Raw genomic sequence first — 18,186 nt, 5'->3', positions numbered from 1 at the left:
CTACGGAGACCGAATTCGTCTACGCTGGCTCATACACCGTGATCTATACTCGTTAGGTAATTACTGATCTAACTAATGGCTACTCCGTGGCATGACCCCAGCATCGCACTCCCAGACCAGGTACCGAATAAAGCGTCCAGGGAACCCTATACGCTGGCTGTTAGTCGTTGCGCCTGTGCTGCTGGGCATTCTGTTGGTATTCGCAGACTGGTCCAATAACCGGATGTTTGAGCAGGCGCAGCGCTCAAGTGCTCTGCAGGAGCTTTCGGTAATACGCGCGAGACTGGAGGGGAATATTAATGCCAACCTGCAAACCGGCCTGAGTCTGGCGGCTATAATCGGTGCAAATTCCAACCTCAATCAGGATGTTTTTTCCCAGTACGCCAAGAGCTTGTTTCGCGGGCATACCCAATTGCGCAATATTGCCGCTGCGCCGGATATGGTCATTCGTTACATGTATCCACTCAAAGGTAATGAGGCTGCGGTTAATCTCGATTATCGTGCGGTTCCCGAACAATGGAGCGCCATACAGACGGCGCTGGATTCTGGTGATTTGGTGCTCGCGGGTCCGGTGAACCTCAAGCAGGGAGGGCAGGGGCTTATAGGTCGAGTGCCAGTCTTTAACCCTAATGTGCAAACCGGTGAGCCAGAGTTGTGGGGTTTGGTCGCGGTGGTGATTAATCTGCAAGAATTCTATCGTGAAAGCGGGTTAATCGATGGCGACAAAAAAATTGAAATTGCCATCCGCGGATTAGACGGCAAGGGCGATATCGGGCATGTTTTTTGGGGTCGATTAAGCCTGTTTGAACAAAATCCCGTTACCGATCGGGTAAGTCTGCCGCATGGTTACTGGCGAATTGCGGCGATCCCGGAAGGTGGCTGGAGCCCTCGTGCAGATAACGCCTGGCAACTGCGCGGAGTGGGCGTATTTATTTTGATCTCCTTCTGCTTGGGAACGCTGTTTATTGACCGTTTAATTAGTCGGCGTCGGGAGCAGGACGTACGTTTAAACGGCCTATTCGACCTTTCCCCCATTGGTATTGCGCTTAACGATTTTAATACCGGCACCTTCTTAGAGCTTAATCAGGCCATTGTTGCACCTTCGGGCTATAGCACTGAGGAATTTAAGCTGCTGAGTTTTCGTGACCTCACGCCCGCTGAATTTGAACCAGCCGAAAGGCAGCAGCTACAACGATTATTGCAAACCGGTCGCTACGGTCCTTATGAAAAGGAATATATTCGTAAGGATGGTTCTCGATATCCAGTAGTGCAAAACGGTGTAATGATACAAGATGGTAGTGGCCGTAAATTGATTTGGTCGATGGTAGAGGATATTTCAGAACGTAAAAAATCTCAATTAGAATTGGTGGATTCTAAAGCACAGCTACAGAATTTTTTCGATCTCTCCAATAATTTTATGTCGATCGCCAATTTGGATGGCTATTTCGAAAAGATCAATCAAACCTTTATAAAGGTAATGGGGTTTACTGAAGATGATTTTTTTAATATACCCTACATTGATTTTATTCATCCGGACGACGTGCCTGAGACATTGAAGGAAATTGACGGTCTTTCTGCGGGCAGGTCGATTATAGGTTTTGTCAATCGTTTTAGGCGAAAAGATGGGAGCTACATATATTTAAAATGGCATGCAGCCCCCGAGCCGACAACCGGTAAAATGTATTCCATGGCCATGGACATTACCAAGGAAAAAGAAAATGAATCAAAATTGCAGCGCCAACAGGAGATGTTGGAGTCAATGAGTGAGCAGGCACACATTGGTGCATGGGAGATTAATCTTCAGGCAAAAAAAGTGTACTGGTCCGATATGACCAAAAAAATTCATGATGTTGAACCGGAATTTAAACCTCAAATGGATTCAGCATTCAGTTATTACAAGCCCGGAAAAAGCCAGAGTATTATCGAGCACGCGATGCAAATGTGTTCAGAGCAGGGCGTAAGTTTTAATGAAGAGCTGCAAATTGTAACGGCTAAGGGGCGTGATCTATGGGTGGCGGCTACGGGAAAGGCAGAGTTTGAAGATGACCGCTGTATACGCCTGTACGGGTCATTCCAAGACATTAATGCACGAAAAATAATTGAGGGAAAAGTCAAGCAAACCAAGATGGAGCTTGAACAGCAAATGCACTTATTGCGGGTAATTACTGAAACACAGGCAAGTTTTATTGAGCGATCTGATGTTGAAGTTGCTTTCAATTACCTGCTTGACAATATTCTCAGTTTGTCTAAAAGCGAGTACGGATTTATAGGTGAAATTCTCTATCTAGAAAGCGGTGATCCGTACCTTAAGATTGCCACGATAAGCAATACTGCTCAGGACGAAAGCGCGCGTGCATATTTCGAACAGCAGGCACAGGTGGGTCTAGAGTTTTATAATATGGATAACCTTTTTGGTGCGGCAATACTGTCGCTTGAACCCGTAATTGCGAATGATGTAGGTCAGGATCAGCGTCGTGGCAATATTCCAGAAGCCCATCCACCGCTACATAGTTTTTTAGGTATTCCTATTCGCAGCGGTGATCGAGGCCTGGCGCTGGTGGGAATAGCTAATCGAGTAGGTGGTTACAGTCGTGAATTAATTGAATGGCTCCATCCACTCACTAACAGTATTGGTCAGTTTGTTGAGGGGGTGCGAGAGATTCGTGCGCGCCAAAAAGCTGAGAACGAACTGGTGGAAGCCAAGGAGGCTGCGGAAGCGGCTGCGCAAGCAAAGAGTGACTTTTTGGCAATGATGAGCCACGAGATTCGAACGCCGCTAAACGGTGTTATGGGAATGATTAATTTGCTGTCACGCTCGGGGCTGAATGCCGAACAAGATAGAAAATTAAAAATAGCCTCCCACAGCTCCAGTACTTTGTTGAATATAATTAATGACATTCTTGATTTTTCCAAAGTAGAAGCTGGGAAGATTGATTTGGAGATGTTGGATTTCAATTTGCTTAGTATGATGAATGCCTTCGGTGAATCGATGGCGATAAGAGCGGAAGAGCGTGGGCTTGAATTGATTGTAGATCTCTCCGGTATTGAGCACCCTATGGTCAATGGCGATCAGGGGCGTATCCGTCAAATTTTGAGTAACCTTGTAGGTAATGCGATTAAGTTTACCGAAAGTGGTGAGATTGTTGTTCGCGTAGGTGTGACACCTGCGGGTGATGATCTTGTCTTAAGAGCTTCTGTAACAGATTCCGGGATTGGTATTCCTAAAGAAAAAATTGAAGACTTATTTAATCCTTTTACTCAAGTCGATGCCTCCACCACGCGAAATTACGGTGGCACAGGTTTAGGGTTGGCCATATCTAAAAAGCTTTGCGACATAATGGGCGGGGATATTTCAGCATTCAGTGAGCCGGGAAGTGGAAGTACTTTTGAGTTTTTTCTGCACTTAGGCCGGAGTGAAGAGATTGCACAAGTACCTAAAATGGATCTGCATAATCGAAAAATTCTTGTGGTGGAAGATAACGCCACTAATCGAGAGCTTATGCGTAATACGCTCGAATGGTGGGGAGCCTCGGTTAACGTAACCGACTCGGCGACCACCGTAGTAGAATATCTCGAACAAGATATAAAGGAAAATCAATCGTTACCAGACGTTATTATAATTGATCAGTACTTTCCCGGCATGAGCGGGCAAGCGTTGGCAAGGGCGATTAAGGGTATAGAGGAACTCTCGCTTATCCCTCTGGTGATAATGAGTCGAATTAGCGCCGGGCTCTATCGGGAATTTCAGCAGGCCGGCTTTAACGGTCATGTGATAAAGCCTGTGTCGTCTTCGGGAATAGCGCAGTGCCTGTCGGTTGTTCTTGCTGGCGGCAGTACGCTATCGGATATGAAAAATATTGAAAGGGTAGAGGCTAGCAGAGTCGAAAGCTTTCAGCTACTTGGCGGTGCCGAGGTAACCCGAGTATTGTTAGTGGAGGACAATCCGGTGAACCAGGAAGTCGCAAAAATGATGTTAAGTGACGCGGGAGTGGTTGTTGATGTTGCCGCTAACGGCCTAGAGGCTTTGCGTGCCTTGGAAGCGGCTAACGAAAATGATTTGTACTCGCTGGTGTTTATGGATTGCCAAATGCCAGAAATGGACGGTTACGAGAGTTGTAGGCAGATTCGCGCAGGTAAGGCCGGCCTAATTTACCGAGATGTCCCGGTTATTGCGATGACGGCAAATGCAATGAAAGGCGACCGAGAAAAGTGTATTGAGGCGGGCATGAGCGATTATATAAGCAAGCCTGTAGAGCAAGATGTTCTTGAGTTGAAAGTGAAGCACTGGATAAAAGCTATGCCAGCGCCGGTAAGGCCGGTAGTACAAAAACAGGCATTGAATGGTGGCAGCGCAATCGAACCTACTGTGGTCGATGTAGAAGACCTTCCTGAGTGGGGCGTAGATCAGCTTTTGGAAAAGCTTAAAGGACGAAAGGACAGACTGAAAATTTTACTCAATACTTTTGTTGGCCGAATGCCTGATGCGCTGACTGAATTTGATCAGGCTGTAGCGCAGGGTGATATTACTCAAATAGGGTTTTGTGCGCATTCCATAAAAGGTAGCGCAGCACAATTGTGCGGTCACGGGCTGGCAGTGCTGGCGGCGAATTTGGAGCAGGCAGCAAAGATCGAAAATGTGGAAAAAGTATCGGAGCTAGCACCTAAATTTCGAGGGGCGATAGAACGTTTCCTTAGAAAACTGGAAGACTATTTGAAGGGGCTGTGATTGACATTAGTTGTTAGGGTTACTTTAGGTGTTTTTTTGTGAGCCTAAAAGCGCATGAGTAAAGCATCTGTATTGGCTATATAGGCTCATTATAATCCATTAAAAATTCAATTCATCCGGGTAGGGCTGTAAGTAATAAGACCGCGCGATATATTCATCGGGGAATTTTCTAAAATAATGCCTTAACAGCGTTCTTGGAACGGTTAGCGGGCCATCTTTAGTTCTACAGATTTCTATGGCCTGAAGCAGCTCTTTTTTATCGTCGCCATCTAGGTTTGGTCTGAGGTAGCCCTGTAAATGTTGTAAAACATTTATGTGGTTTTTGCGGGTAGCGGGCTTTTTCAGCACGGCCATGACCTGTGAGATATAGTTGTTGGCAAATGCATCAAGATCATTCTTGGGTATGTTTGACATTAGTTGCCCCAGCTCGCGGTATTTTTTCTGGTTGTGGCTGAGAATAATAAACTTGTGCCTGCTGTGGAATTGCACCAGTTTTTGCGCCGTAATGCCTTCTTCTGCGAGCTGTTTCCAGCGGGAGTAGACGTAAACGCGCTCAACAAAGTTCTCCCGTAGGTGAAGATCGTTCAACCGGCCTTCTTCTTCACAGGGAAGTAAAGGGTTATTTTTTATGAGTTGCTGTGCAAAAAGGCCGGTACCCTTGCGGGTTGGATGATCATTTCGCCATGCCTTGACTCTTTCCATGCCACAGCTGGGGGAATCTTTTTTAAAAATATAGCCACACAGTTCCGCTACCCAGTGTTGCTGTGCATCGGCGCAGCCTGTTAGTTCTTGTGTGTATTCTTTTTCTGGGTTTTTTACACCCACCACCCGCTGCTCGGGCTGCTCTTCGCTGCCTTCCAGCACGATGCGTATAGGTGCCCTGGGAATGCCGAGGCCAATATTTACCTCGGGGCAAAAAGCGGCAAATTCAAAAAAAGCGCCGAGTGTGTGGTGAATATAGCGGTCGTGCTTGTGGCCGCCGTCGTAGCGTACACGTTCACCTAAGAGGCAAGCGCTAATGCCGATTTTTATCTTGGTTTCCATAGTCGTTAACTTTGTGCGTGATTCTTTTTTAGTAAAGGGTTAAGTAAACGTGTAAACCAGCCGGTAAACTCAATAGGTGCATCTAAAACCATAAGGCAAATACATTCGCCATCTCGTGTTACTGTTGGGCGGTGATTGTCGTTGGCACCCCTAAGAACAAAGTCGCCCTTACTGTAAAGCCCAGACTCATCGGAAAACCGACCTTCAAGCACAACAGTAAGTTCATCGCCAGTGTGGTTGTGGTGAGGCATTCGCCCTCCGGGGCGTACACGGCTGAGCGAAATTTGTGCGCCGTCTTTATCTTTTAGCAACGTGGTGATCTTTATAGCGGGAGAAACTCTGGCCCAGTCTAATTGATCATAGTCCTGCGGTATAAACTGCCTTAAGGCCTTAGGAATAAGTCGGTCAGAGTGAGCTGCTTGGTCTGAAGCCGCAATAGCCGTAGCCGTATCGGCATAGGATGCTTCCAAGTCGTCAAGCTGGCCCATAACGCGATCCTTCAACGGCAATAGCTGTTCACCACTATCTTTTGCATCAATTTCTGAGAGAATATTTCCGCCCAATCCAGAAAGCTTTTGTACCTGCTGGCGACAACTGCTGCAATATTCAACATGTGCGGCTATGCATAGGGCGTGACTTAGGCGCAAGCTACCAGAGGCATAGTCAGATAAATGTTCGAGTGTAGGGTGATGAATTTGCATAATGATTACCTCTGTATACTTATCGCTAACTTGCGCAGTGCCAAGCGCACGCGAGATTTAACTGTACCGAGTGGAAGCTTTAGCTCCTCGGCCACCTCTGCATGGGTTTTACCTTCCATATACACCTTATGCAGTGCTTCTTTTTGCTCGAGTGGGAGCTGATCCAGCTCGCTGGCAATGGTTTCTTCACTACGTTTTTGCTGGGCAGCCAAAAACGGGTCGGCATTTTCGTCGACGAACTCGTTCCAGATATCACTCGGATCTATATCGGATTCATGTCGACTATTCTTGCGTAAATAATCGATACGGGCATTTCGTGCCAGCGTATAGATCCAAGTGCTAACAGAGGCTAATTCCGCGTTGTATGTGTGGGATTTTTGCCATACTTTGATCATGACTTCTTGCGCAACTTCGTCCGCTAAGAGAGAAGCACCGGGTTGGGCTGCTAAACTAAATGCCCTAAGTTTGGGCACAAAGTGGTCGAACAGGCGGCTAAATGCGACTTTGTCTCGCTGGTTGGCCACTGCGTTTATGTCTACCGAGAAGCGCTGTTGCTCGGCCTGACGTATTTCTGCGGATTTCATATCTCGCTCTCAACAAGGGTTTGGGTCTTTTACGCAGTGTAGAACTAACCGGATCACAGATAAAAGAATTAATCTCTTTTGTCGGGTAGCGCGTATACAGAGCAAACAGAGGGTAATTCAATGTCCGGTGTAACGACAGACAAGCTCAATAATGATTGTACGGATGAGCCTCCAGCGGTGGTCCAATTTAAGAACTTCTACAGGGAATTGGTTACTGTAAAGTTGGATGAAATGGGCAGCCTCTATGATGAGGATGTGATATTTCGCGACCCTGTTCATCAGATCCGTGGGGTAAACAGTTTGCATGCTTACATGTCCAGCGTGAGTCAAAATCTAAACTATTGCCGGTTCGAGTATTTGGACCAGCTGGTGGCAGAATCGACGGCCTATATAAAGTGGAATATGTATTTTTCCCACCCCAAACTTACCCAGCGTCATTTGGTGGTTCGCGGTATCTCTCATATTGAGTTTGGGCAGCGTATACATTACCACGAGGACATCTACGACCTTGGGGAAATGCTCTATGAAAATGTGCCCTTAGTGGGCTTGGCAACTAGGTGGTTAAAGCGTCGTTTGGCAAAGGAAGTGGGTTGATGAAGATGAAAGTTGCCATTATTGGCGGTGGAATTTCTGGTCTTACATGCGCCTGGCTTTTAAAAGACATACACGATGTTGTTCTTCTTGAAAAAGCCGATCGTATTGGTGGGCACACCGCTACTATAGATGTTGAGCACAAGGGCAGGGGTTACGCGATCGATACAGGTTTTATTGTATATAACGAACGGACCTACCCTAACTTTATAAAGTTATTGGAAAAATTAGGTGTTGAAACGCAACCAACCAATATGAGTTTCAGCGTGAGTTGCAGGAAAACAGGTTTAGAGTATGGCGGGAGTAAAAGTTTTAGTTCGCTTTTTGCCCAGAAGCGCAATGTGGTTAACTTTGATTTTTTGCGACTCATGTATGATATTGTTAAGTTCAATAAGAATATCACCCAAGACCTGCTTAATGACCAGTTAGACCCCGCCCTGACTGTAGGTGAATACCTGAGTAGTCGCCGCTTCGGTAAGCTGTTGGCCAGCCACTATTTGATTCCAATGGGTAGTGCCATTTGGTCTTCCACCTTAAAGGAAATGCTTGATTTTCCACTGGTTTTTTTCGCAAGGTTTTTTCATAATCACGGCCTACTTAATATTAATGATAGACCTCAGTGGCGTGTTATAAAAGGCGGATCAAAACAATACCTAGGCCCAATGGTTAAAAAGCTTGGCAGTTCAATCGAGTGTGGTGTCAACATTCAAAGAGTACGTCGCGAAGATAAGCGCGTGGTTATTGTAATGGCTGATGGCAGTGAAAAAATATTCGATCAGGTGGTATTTGCGTGTCATAGCGATGAAGCGTTAAAGCTGCTCGAACAGCCCTTTGAAGCCGAGAGGCGTATACTTTCTGCTATTCCGTATAGAAAAAATAGTGTGGTGTTACATACTGACGAAAACCTGTTGCCGAAATCGCGAGGGGCTTGGAGTGCTTGGAATTATCGGTTAGACAACCCCGGTGGGCTTGGTGCCGGTGGGGTAACCTCTAAAGCTGATGACTTTGAGGGATCAAGTAAACCCGCAACACTTAGTTATAACATGAATATACTTCAGGGGATAACCGCAGAAGATACCTTTATTGTTACTCTTAATGGCTTGGACAAAATAGATCCAAATAAAATATTAGGGGAGTTTAATTATTCTCATCCGATTTTTACGCTCGAAGGTATTGACGCTCAGGAGGATTGGAAGAAGATTAATGGTGCTAATAGTACCTGGTTCTGTGGCGCCTATTGGAGTAACGGTTTTCATGAGGATGGCTGTGCCAGTGGCATTCGTGTTGCCAAGCATTTGGGGGCGAGCTGGTAATGAACGGTAACACGCCGATACAAAGTGCAATCTATTCCGGGTGGGTGAAACACTGCCGATATTTTCCAAAACCACACAAGTTTAACTATCGGGTGTTTATGATGTATCTGGACATCGATGAGCTGCCTTTTGTGTTTGAAAAAAGCTTCTTGTGGTCTTTTGGGCGAAAAAATATTGCTGAATTTAGATGTGCCGATTATTTAGATGGCTCTACAAGCTCTGCCGTAGAGTTGAAGTCGGCGATTCTTGAAAAAGTAGAAAATGCAACCGGAAAAACTGTCGCTGGGCGCGTGTGCATACTGACTAACCTGCGCTACTTTGGCTATATTATCAATCCGCTTACTGTTTATTACTGCTTTGATACAGAAGAGCGCCTACAGGCAGTGGTGCTAGAGGTGACGAACACCCCTTGGAAAAAAAGGCATACATATGTATTGAGTTGTGATGGTACCAATAGCAGGCAGACGATTGAGTTTGACAAATCTATGCATGTGTCGCCTTTTCATGGTATGGATATGATCTATCAATTAGTTGCGGAAACCCCTAAGGAGCGTTTGAATTTTTCTCTTCGAAATAAAAGCTCCTCTAAAAATAATCGTATTGAATTTGACGCAGGTCTATCTCTTCAGCGACAGGAGATAACCCAAGCGACATTAACGGGAAAGCTTATACGTTACCCGTTTATGACATTAAAAGTATGTATTTCAATCTACTGGCAGGCATTGCGTTTATTGATAAAAAAAATGCCGCTTTATCCCAATGTTTCGGTTAGCCGTTAATGAGTATAGGAATGTAATTGTGGAAAATATTCGAGAACAAAAACCAATCCGTTTTCCATCACTTAAAGAGTTTCAGCAGCCCGCTCGCAAGTTGGTTATGATGGCCTGCGAAAAAGTTAGGGTAGGCCATCTGGTAATTCATGAGGGTAAATCCAGCTATAGTTTTGGCGAGCCAGCCGATAAGGCGAGTGTTCACGCGACGATTCATGTACATGATTCTTCGGCTTATAGCGCGTTTCTGGCTAATGGCACTATCGGTTCCGCCGAAGCCTTCATGAATCGAGAGTGGACGTCTCCTGACTTATTATCGGTGATAAGGCTGATGGTTTTAAATCTTGAGTGGTTGCAGAAGATGAACCAAGGGCGCTCATTACCCCTAAAGGCACTGCTAAAATTCAATCAATTAATATCGGCAAACACGCGCTCGGGCTCTAAGAAGAATATTGGTGCGCATTACGACCTTGGAAATGATTTTTTTAAATTATTTCTTGATGAAAGCATGATGTATTCTTCTGCACTCTATGCCCATCCGAGCCAATCATTGGAAGAGGCTGCTGTTAATAAGCTGGAAGCTATCTGCCAAAAACTGGAGTTAACCGCTTCGGATCATTTGTTGGAGATAGGCACAGGCTGGGGCGGCATGGCAATTTATGCAGCGCAACACTATGGCTGCACAGTAACAACGACGACTATATCCAAGGAGCAACACGCTTACGCTTTGGAGAGAGTAAAAAGCTTGGGATTGGGCAATAAAATAAAGGTAGTGCTGCAAGATTATCGCGATCTTTCAGGAAGTTTCGATAAAATTGTATCGATTGAAATGATCGAGGCCGTTGGCCATCAATATTACAGTGCTTACTTTAAACAGTGCAGTGCTTTATTGAACGATAATGGGTTGATGTTAATACAGGCGATTACGATTCCAGATAATCGTTATGAGAGTGCTAGAAAGAGTACTGATTTTATTAAGAAAATGATTTTTCCTGGTGGCTGCTTGCCGAGCAATGCTGTGTTAGCGCGTCATATTGCCCGCGATACCGATATGCAAATGGTGGCGCTAGAGGATATTACCCAGCACTACGCGCAAACGCTTGCGGATTGGTGTGCTCGTTTTCATAACAATCTGGCAGAAATTAAGGCGCAAGGATATTCGGACAGCTTCTGTCGAATGTGGGATTTTTACTTGCGTTATTGTGAGGGTGGTTTTCGCGAAAGGGTTATTGGCACGGTGCAGCTATTGTTAGCGAAACCAAGCTACAGGCCATAAGTGTATATGGCGGCATGGCTTACCAAATAAGGCTTATTCTAGGTTGTGGTTGGAAGACTAACTTGACTTCAGTAATGATAATGCTTATCATTTGCGTTAAGTGAGGCGAAACCGGAGGCTAGATAAATGATTAAATCGATTACATTCACCGTGATGCATTTCGTTATTGCCTTTTCGGTCGCTTGGGTACTGACCGGTGATTGGGCCGTAGGTGGTGTGATTGCTCTGGTAGAGCCCTTGGTCAATAGTGTGGGTTACTTCTTTCATGAGAAAATTTGGGCAAAGGTACTGGCTTAGCCAGTACCTTTTGTGTCCTCATTTAGATCAGCACCCTAGGGTGCTGAGGGCATTAACGTAGTTCGACCACGACGACCGATTTTGCGGGTAGATCCAAGGTTAATTTCCCGTCCTTTGCTTTCACCTTGTAGCGTTTGGGTTTAATGTTTTTCGGCGTACTAAAGGTGTTGCGGGCATCCATGGCCTCGGAGGTCAGTACCTCACCTATAGCGCCTTTAACCTCGCTACCTGTTTCCACTGTTATGCCGGTTGTTTCATTCGGGTTGGTATTGACCAACGCTAACCACAGTTTGCCGTCTTTTCCTTTGGCTGCCGAAGCGCTTACACCCGGAATTGATTCGTCTCCATAGCTATAGCGTTTATCGTTTTTTATCGAGACGGGGTATGAGGTGGCGTCCTGAAAGGGAATGTACATTTTAAATACGTGGTAGGTAGGCGTAAGTACCATTTTCTCCTTGTCGGTCAGAATCATCGCCTGTAAAACGTTAATCATTTGTGCAATGTTGGTCATGTGCACTCGGCGAGCATGCTTGTGGAAAATATTCAAGTTGAGGCCGGCGAGTACGGCATCGCGTAATGTGTTTTCCTGGTAGAGGAAACCGGGGTTTTCGCCGGGCTCAACATCGTACCAAGTACCCCATTCATCTACGTAGAAGCCTACTTTGTTGTCCGGGTCTAGCTTGTCCATAATGGCGACGTTTTTCTCAATCATGCCCTCTATACGCAGTGTTTGTTTTAGCGTGGAAAACCACTCATCTTCAGCAAATTCAAGTGCGCGTCCTTTCTTATCCCATTTTCCGGTAGGCAGGGTGTAGTAGTGATGGGATATGGCTTGCATGCGCATACTCCAGTTATCGTAAGGTACCTGTTCCATTAGCGTTTGGGTCCAATCGGTGCGGTCATCGTTTCCACCGCTGGCAATCATGATAGGTCGATTGTCCTGTGGTGTTTTAGCGTAAGTGGCGTAACGTTTGTAGAGGCTGGCGTAATAGTCTGGAGTCATATTGCCGCCGCAGCCCCAAGCTTCATTGCCAATGGCAAAGTAGTGCACCTTCCACGGTTTGTCTCGGCCATTGGCGCGACGCTCACGCGCGAGGGTAGAGTCGCCATCGGCGGTCATATATTCCAGCCATGCGGCCATCTCTTGAGGGGTGCCAGTTCCGAGGTTGGCATTTACGTACACTTCGGCATCCAGCATTTCGGCTAACGCCATAAATTCGTGGGTGCCGAACGCGTTGTCGTCTATTACACCACCCCAAGTGGTATTGATCGTGCGCTTGCGTTGTGCTCGTGGGCCAACGCCATCGCGCCAGTGGTATTCGTCAGCAAAGCAGCCGCCGGGCCAGCGTAGCAGTGGCACTTGTAATTCCTTAAGCGCATTGAGTACGTCTTTTCGGTAACCGCGCGTATTGGGGATATCGGAGTCTTCTCCTACCCAAATACCCTCGTAAATACCACGGCCAAGATGCTCCATAAACTGGCCGTAAATATTTCGATGGATAGTGGCACCGGGTTTAGCGGTATCGACAACCACCGTGGTGTCATTTTTTGCTTGTGTGCCTGCGGCAAGCATCAAAAGTGTGCAAACGCTCAGGACAAATCGTGAAACAGCGTACATGTTGAGCTCCTGGTTTTATGAATATTGTTATTGTCAAACGCGATGAAAGCGATATGAATTGTATTACATATTATGTGAGGATGTCGTGCGCATGAATTGTGTTGGTCTTGTCTAATGCTATTCGGCTAATTTAGGAAAAATATTTGCTGGAAAAAAGTTATGCCGTATGCGTTGGCGTCAAACCTAAGGGGGGCTGTTCGCGCTTTCATTGAGCGGTATTTGTTGGGTATTTGCCTTGGTGACGCGAATGTTAGTGTCACTTTATTGTTGTGGAACGTCCGAAACACCTCAGAAGTAATGAGTGTATGCGGTGGAATAGATGGGGGCGCTGGTAAACCGTGGAGGTTTTTGTCAGACTCTGTGGCCTATTAATCGGTTTTGGTGGTAGGTATCTGGTGACGGAATCAGGGAAGCTTCAATGTATCGATACTCACTGCCATTTTGATTTTGATGCATTTAGCTCGCACCGTGCAGATATTTTAAAGTCCTGCAATAACTTAGGCATCTCCCGTTTAATTGTTCCCGGTGTATCGCCTGAGCAATGGCTACGGCTTCCCGAATTGTGTGAGCGCTATCAAGGTTTGTATTTTTCTCTAGGGTTACATCCTTGGTGGATACAGGAGGTTTTAGGGGCCGACGCGGTTGTAGAAATTGAGTTGCGAAAGCTCGAACAATTACTTTTATCGACGGTGGGTCACCGGAAATGTGTCGCGCTTGGCGAGTGTGGGCTCGATAAGAATGGTGAGCAGCCCTTGGCCGAGCAGCTAAACGTATTACGCTGGCATTGCAGATTGGCGTTGCAGTTGAATAAACCGTTGATTCTCCACTGTGTAAAAGCGCACAACGAAATGTTGCAATGTTTGAATGAATTCCCCAGCTTGCGCGGTGTTGTACACGGCTTCACCGGCAGGGTAGAGACCGCAAGCGCCTATTGGCAGCGTGGTTTCTATTTAGGCGTAGGGGGAAGTATCACCTATGAGCGCGCGCGTAAAACGCGTGAGGCAATACGGACGATGCCGTTAGAAAGTTTGTTGTTAGAAACGGATGCCCCCGATATGCCGTTAAATGGCAGGCAAGGGCAACACAATAGCCCTGTACGAATAATAGAAGTTGCGCAATCGCTTGCAGAGCTTAAATCTATTAGCTTCGCTCGCATTGCTCAGGCAACAACTAGCAATGCACAAACGTTATTTTGTTTAAGTGACTGATGGCACCACACCGTATTTCTTTTGGCTTGTGGATAAACGTACATAGCTGTTACGCGAGTACGCGCAGAGGCCAAAAGTAATTAGTAGACTCTAGAGGTGCGGCGAATAATCAAGTGTCGCTTTATTCGGCCCAATATTCAGGCCGCATTAGGGTGTTGGCGCAAATAACGTGAGTGCTGAATTTTTTCGGCTGAGGGTTGCCAAGGGTGTGAACCATCCAGGCATCAGCAAGGCTTTCCTCAATAGGGTAGGGCGCGGCTATGCCCAGCGTATGGGCAGGGAAAAACCCCGCTTTGGGATAATAGTTGATATGCCCCAGTACAAAAGCCAGCGTATCTCCCCTTTGCTTAAGTTCCTCCAAGCCCGCCCGAATAAGGGCAAGGCCAATTCCCTGACGTTGAAACTCGGGTAAAACAGCAAGTGGTGCAAGAAGGCTTGTCTGTATGTTGGGATGGTGTGCAAGCGAAACACGACTAAAAAGAATATGTCCAACGGGTTGTTCATCGTAATAGGCGAGTAACGATAGGCTGGGCTGTGCACTGGGGTCAAAAAGCAAATTTTGAGTAAGGTTTGCCTCTTCATCGGCGCCAAACGCCGCCTTTTGAATAAGCTGTGCAGGGGCTTGATCTGATTTTTCTTCACGAATAATTATGGTCATGATTTTTATGCTGCGAGTGGTTAAAATTCTGTTCCGGTAGACGCAATGTAAATTGAAAGCGCTAGGAGGCCGTAGAGCAATATTCCGGGCAAAGCATCAACGGATGGTAAGCGGCGTGAGCGTGTTTGCCCGCTTATTATGTAAACAAACTTCTCCAGCGATAATCAAGGGCAGCTCAACTTATTCAGCAGACTTTTTTAGATGTCGATCAATCGCTCGCTTCGTTGCGGCAAACCCGAAGCCGCCCGTTACCATAACCGAAGAGCCTACGCCTGCTGAACAGTCCAATTTAACCCCATCGTCTAAAAATTGTTTACGGCTACATACCGACCCGTCTGGTTTTGGATACACCATTTGTTCTTCGGAATAAATGGCATCGATACGGAAGCGGCGATTATTGGTTTTAGTGAAATTATGCGAGTGGTAAAGCAGGTTACGCATTTTAGACAAAAGTGGATCGCTTTTAGTGCTGCCGAGATCGCCACAGGTAATGCGGCTGGGGTCGAGTTTGCCACCGGAAGAACCGCAGGTTATCAGGCGTATTTTGTTGCGCGTGCAATAGGCCGCGAGCGCGGCTTTCACATGCACGGAATCCATAGCATCCACTACCACATGGTGTTGATTACCTATATAGCTTTCGACATGGGTCTTGGTGAGAAAATCGTGATGGGTGTGCAGTTTAAGTTCGGGGTTAATCGCCAGCAGTCTCTCGCTCATAACCTGGTTCTTGGGTTGCCCAATAGTGCTTTGTAGGGTGTGAATTTGCCTATTGGTGTTAGTTATACACACATCGTCTAGTTCTATGAGCGTTAACTCACCTACACCAGAGCGAGCCATAGCTTCTGCAGCCCAGGTACCTACTCCCCCCAGGCCAATGACGGCAAAGTGTGCATGGCTTAAGGCTTGAAGGGCCTCTTTGCCGTAGAGCCGGGCAATGCCGCCGAAACGAGAGAGATATTCAGGAGATAGTGCGGGAGATAGTGTGGGTGTCATAACGACGGATGAACCTTGGGCCTTGGAAAACGAGGGTATTTTACACTATTGAATTTCGATCTGAACTTTATCCAGATTTCCTGCGCTGTCTACTACTACTATTTGGTATAGGCCCGCTCGGGCAATAGTGACCTGAGCTGAAGTGAGGTTAGTGCTTCTGTGATGAAAACGACCGTCTATAAACCAATGCTGGTCGCCTTCACCGCCGGTTGCCTGCAGCTTTATCGTTGGGGCTGTATTTGAATTTACCGGTGCGGCGAACCGGGTTCCGTTTTCAAGGCCGTTAATTCTAATTTCAGTTTCATTGCCTAGCCCGGTTATGCAATGGCGAGCGAGCGGAGGTAATTGATTGTGCCTTCGGTAGCGCTGGGGTATCCAGGGTTCTAGCTCTGATGGCCAGAGGGCAACGGTTTTCGTTTCAGTTTTTAGATTATGGTTACAACCGCTATGCACTCGGCGTTGATTTTTTGGATCTATTTGAATCGTGGTGGGGTTTGAGGCTAGCGGATGGAGCCGGTCGGGCCAGCTTGGTGGGATGGTGTTGTTCATTACCCAGGCGAGCTGGCTTTTGTGACAAAAGTTCTTGGGTTGTTCGTTCTTCAGTGTGCCCAGAGGCCAACAAATTTCACGCTGCGTTATGCCGTTTGGCTGTGTAACGGCTTGGCGAGCATCTTGTAAGTGGTCTGCGATTGTATGCAGTAGCGGGCCGGCATGGGATCGTCCGCTAGCACCGGGGTTGGGGGTTCCGTCGGGTCGCCCAACCCACACACCTATGGTGTAGCGTGCATCTACGCCTATGGCCCAGGAATCACGAAAGCCGTAGCTGGTGCCGGTTTTCCAAGCTAATTTCTTTTTGCCGGCCAGCGCGGCTATACCGTGAACACTGCCGGGGCGGCTTACGTTACTTAAACTATCCTGCGTTATCCAAGCGGCTTGTGGGCTAAAGAAATATCGCTTTTGAGGTGTTTCATGCCTAGGTGAAAATTGTAGTTTTTGGGTTTTTCCCCTGTTGGCAAATGCGGAGTAACCGCGCACGAGGTCTTCCAGGTTTGTGCCGACACCACCCAAAATAATAGCGAGATTTGCGTGGGCATTGGGCATGGATAATTGTATGCCGGCGTTTTGTAGGCGTGCGGAAAAATCCGCTGGGCCGAATTTATCCAGTAGCGTAACGGCAGGAATATTCAGTGAGCGCTGCAAGGCTTCGTTTGCGCTTACTGGGCCTGAAAATCCGCCACTAAAATTCCCTGGGCGGTAGTCATTCCAACTTCGTGGGGTATCGCTCATAAGGGTGTGAGAATGAATCAGGCCTTTATCCATTGCCATGGCATAGAGGAAAGGTTTGAGCGTGCTGCCGGGTGAACGTATAGCGGTCACCATATCGACATGGCCGAAGCGTTCACGGTTGCCAAAATCGGCCGTGCCAATGTAAGCCAAAACGGCGCTGTCACGGTTATCGATAACAAGCGCGGCAGCCGAGGTTTTATCTGGCTGATGTTCAACGTAGTAGCGAATATAGTCTTCGAGTGCGCGCTGTAGATCGCCATCAATGGTTGTTTTAATCACCCGACGATTTTGCGTGTTTTGTTGTAGCAGCCTGCGGGCGAGTAAGGGGGCATGTTGCGGTGCTTGATGGCGGTATGCGACAACCTGCTCTAACCTGGCCTGTTCTATTTCGGTCTGTGTCCATTTGTCGAAGCCTTGCAAACGGTCGAGCACTTTATTTCGGGCTATTTGTGCTTTCTGCGGATGTAGGTCGGGTCGAAGGCGTGTCGGTGACTGTGGTAGTACCGCCAGTAATGCGGCTTCTGCTCGTGTTAATTCGCTTGCGGGTTTGTTGAGGTAGGTAAAGCTGGCGGCTTGAACGCCTTCAATGGTTCCGCCAAAGGGAGCGATATTGCAGTAGAGCGCGAGGATTTCCTTTTTTGATAATTGCCATTCCAGCTGTAGTGTTCGCAGTATTTGATAAAGTTTGCCGCTGAGCGAGCGTGAGTGCGGGTGCAATAGTCGTGCAACCTGCATAGAAATAGTGGAACCACCAGAGACAATTTTGCCATTTTTAATGTTGCTGTAACTGGCTCTAAGTATGGCGATTGGGTCGATACCAAAATGGTACCAGAAGCGCCGATCTTCGTAGTTCAAAAGTGCTTCGATGTAGAGTGGGGACACCTCACCTAGATTTACCTCGTAGCGCCAAACACCATTTTTATCGGGGAAGGCGCGCAGGGGGCGGTTGTCTTTATCTACTACCACGTGAGCGAAGAGGTTGTTGTTATTTGGGAGGTTTAGCGGGAACAGAGAATCGAATAAAAAGGCTAGCGCAATGAGGCTACAGATACTGGCCGTTAGAAATAGTGCCGTCTTTCTCTTGGGTAATCTCATGGTTTTTATCTGTAGTATCGAGGTG

General features: G+C 47.0%; 14 protein-coding genes. 7 read left to right on the top strand and 7 right to left on the bottom strand.

Annotated elements, in window-relative coordinates; all coding sequences use genetic code 11:
* Positions 1 to 91: 91 nt before the first annotated feature.
* Positions 92 to 4,726 carry a response regulator gene (locus H5336_RS07470; RefSeq protein WP_185232895.1) on the top strand — a complete coding sequence of 1,545 codons (4,635 nt, stop codon included), beginning with the start codon at positions 92 to 94 and terminating at the stop codon, positions 4,724 to 4,726.
* 99 nt (positions 4,727 to 4,825) lie between these two features.
* Here the strand turns inward: H5336_RS07470 and H5336_RS07465 are convergent, their stop codons facing one another.
* Genes H5336_RS07465 through H5336_RS07455 form a run of 3 tightly spaced genes read right to left on the bottom strand, consistent with a single transcriptional unit; the run spans position 4,826 to position 7,055 of the window.
* The gene (locus H5336_RS07465) at positions 4,826 to 5,770 is read right to left on the bottom strand and encodes a YbgA family protein (RefSeq protein WP_185232893.1); all 945 of its coding nucleotides are present in this window, start codon (positions 5,768 to 5,770) and stop codon (positions 4,826 to 4,828) included.
* A gap of 5 nt (positions 5,771 to 5,775) precedes the next feature.
* Entirely contained in the window at positions 5,776 to 6,471 is a 696-nt protein-coding gene (locus H5336_RS07460) for a ChrR family anti-sigma-E factor (RefSeq protein ID WP_185232891.1), read from the bottom strand.
* Positions 6,472 to 6,476: 5 nt separating this feature from the next.
* A complete protein-coding gene (locus tag H5336_RS07455) occupies positions 6,477 to 7,055 on the bottom strand; it encodes a sigma-70 family RNA polymerase sigma factor (RefSeq protein ID WP_185232889.1) in 579 nt (192 codons plus the stop codon).
* Positions 7,056 to 7,175: 120 nt separating this feature from the next.
* Here H5336_RS07455 and H5336_RS07450 point away from each other — a divergent pair, with 120 nt between their 5' ends.
* The 5 genes from H5336_RS07450 (at position 7,176) to H5336_RS07430 (ending at position 11,302) form a co-directional block, all read left to right on the top strand.
* Entirely contained in the window at positions 7,176 to 7,649 is a 474-nt protein-coding gene (locus H5336_RS07450; RefSeq protein WP_185232887.1) for a nuclear transport factor 2 family protein, read from the top strand.
* Between the two features lie 5 nt (positions 7,650 to 7,654).
* Positions 7,655 to 8,959, top strand: coding sequence for an NAD(P)/FAD-dependent oxidoreductase (locus H5336_RS07445; protein WP_185235675.1), 1,305 nt, complete (start codon positions 7,655 to 7,657; stop codon positions 8,957 to 8,959).
* Positions 8,959 to 9,738 carry a DUF1365 domain-containing protein gene (locus H5336_RS07440; RefSeq protein WP_185232885.1) on the top strand — a complete coding sequence of 260 codons (780 nt, stop codon included), beginning with the start codon at positions 8,959 to 8,961 and terminating at the stop codon, positions 9,736 to 9,738. The genes H5336_RS07445 and H5336_RS07440 overlap by 1 nt, the downstream gene beginning before the upstream one ends.
* A gap of 19 nt (positions 9,739 to 9,757) precedes the next feature.
* Positions 9,758 to 11,005, top strand: coding sequence for an SAM-dependent methyltransferase (locus H5336_RS07435; protein ID WP_221628004.1), 1,248 nt, complete (start codon positions 9,758 to 9,760; stop codon positions 11,003 to 11,005).
* 126 nt (positions 11,006 to 11,131) lie between these two features.
* Positions 11,132 to 11,302, top strand: coding sequence for a DUF2061 domain-containing protein (locus H5336_RS07430; RefSeq protein ID WP_185232883.1), 171 nt, complete (start codon positions 11,132 to 11,134; stop codon positions 11,300 to 11,302).
* Positions 11,303 to 11,354: 52 nt separating this feature from the next.
* On the opposite strand, the gene H5336_RS07425 is transcribed toward H5336_RS07430, so the two are convergent.
* Positions 11,355 to 12,875, bottom strand: coding sequence for an alpha-N-arabinofuranosidase (locus H5336_RS07425; RefSeq protein WP_221628140.1), 1,521 nt, complete (start codon positions 12,873 to 12,875; stop codon positions 11,355 to 11,357).
* Between the two features lie 440 nt (positions 12,876 to 13,315).
* On the opposite strand from H5336_RS07425, the gene H5336_RS07420 reads away from it, so the two are divergent.
* A complete protein-coding gene (locus H5336_RS07420) occupies positions 13,316 to 14,128 on the top strand; it encodes a TatD family hydrolase (RefSeq protein WP_313556532.1) in 813 nt (270 codons plus the stop codon).
* 121 nt (positions 14,129 to 14,249) lie between these two features.
* Here H5336_RS07420 and H5336_RS07415 read toward each other — a convergent pair whose 3' ends face one another.
* The 3 genes from H5336_RS07415 to pbpC form a co-directional block, all read right to left on the bottom strand.
* Complete coding sequence (locus H5336_RS07415) at positions 14,250 to 14,786, bottom strand: GNAT family N-acetyltransferase (RefSeq protein WP_185232879.1); 537 nt, start codon at positions 14,784 to 14,786, stop codon at positions 14,250 to 14,252.
* Between the two features lie 180 nt (positions 14,787 to 14,966).
* Positions 14,967 to 15,779 (bottom strand): tRNA cyclic N6-threonylcarbamoyladenosine(37) synthase TcdA, encoded by an 813-nt coding sequence (tcdA, locus tag H5336_RS07410; RefSeq protein ID WP_185232876.1) that lies wholly within the window; start codon positions 15,777 to 15,779, stop codon positions 14,967 to 14,969.
* Positions 15,780 to 15,824: 45 nt separating this feature from the next.
* Positions 15,825 to 18,161, bottom strand: coding sequence for a penicillin-binding protein 1C (pbpC, locus tag H5336_RS07405; protein WP_185232874.1), 2,337 nt, complete (start codon positions 18,159 to 18,161; stop codon positions 15,825 to 15,827).
* Positions 18,162 to 18,186 lie beyond the last annotated feature (25 nt).

It is taken from the genome of Teredinibacter franksiae (genome assembly GCF_014218805.1).
GTDB lineage: Bacteria > Pseudomonadota > Gammaproteobacteria > Pseudomonadales > Cellvibrionaceae > Teredinibacter > Teredinibacter franksiae.
The sequence above is the reverse complement of the archived record's forward strand: the minus strand, read 5'-3'. Positions and strand labels throughout refer to the sequence as shown.

Excerpts from the sequence above, each read along its gene's own strand:
- H5336_RS07470 (WP_185232895.1), top strand. The coding sequence starts at position 92 with ATGACCCCAGCATCGCACTCCCAGACCAGGTACCGAATAAAGCGTCCA.
- H5336_RS07465 (WP_185232893.1), bottom strand. The coding sequence starts at position 5,770 with ATGGAAACCAAGATAAAAATCGGCATTAGCGCTTGCCTCTTAGGTGAA.
- H5336_RS07460 (WP_185232891.1), bottom strand. The coding sequence starts at position 6,471 with ATGCAAATTCATCACCCTACACTCGAACATTTATCTGACTATGCCTCT.
- H5336_RS07455 (WP_185232889.1), bottom strand. The coding sequence starts at position 7,055 with ATGAAATCCGCAGAAATACGTCAGGCCGAGCAACAGCGCTTCTCGGTA.
- H5336_RS07450 (WP_185232887.1), top strand. The coding sequence starts at position 7,176 with ATGTCCGGTGTAACGACAGACAAGCTCAATAATGATTGTACGGATGAG.
- H5336_RS07445 (WP_185235675.1), top strand. The coding sequence starts at position 7,655 with ATGAAAGTTGCCATTATTGGCGGTGGAATTTCTGGTCTTACATGCGCC.
- H5336_RS07440 (WP_185232885.1), top strand. The coding sequence starts at position 8,959 with ATGAACGGTAACACGCCGATACAAAGTGCAATCTATTCCGGGTGGGTG.
- H5336_RS07430 (WP_185232883.1), top strand. The coding sequence starts at position 11,132 with ATGATTAAATCGATTACATTCACCGTGATGCATTTCGTTATTGCCTTT.
- H5336_RS07425 (WP_221628140.1), bottom strand. The coding sequence starts at position 12,875 with ATGCTTGCCGCAGGCACACAAGCAAAAAATGACACCACGGTGGTTGTC.
- H5336_RS07415 (WP_185232879.1), bottom strand. The coding sequence starts at position 14,786 with ATGACCATAATTATTCGTGAAGAAAAATCAGATCAAGCCCCTGCACAG.
- tcdA (WP_185232876.1), bottom strand. The coding sequence starts at position 15,779 with ATGACACCCACACTATCTCCCGCACTATCTCCTGAATATCTCTCTCGT.
- pbpC (WP_185232874.1), bottom strand. The coding sequence starts at position 18,161 with ATGAGATTACCCAAGAGAAAGACGGCACTATTTCTAACGGCCAGTATC.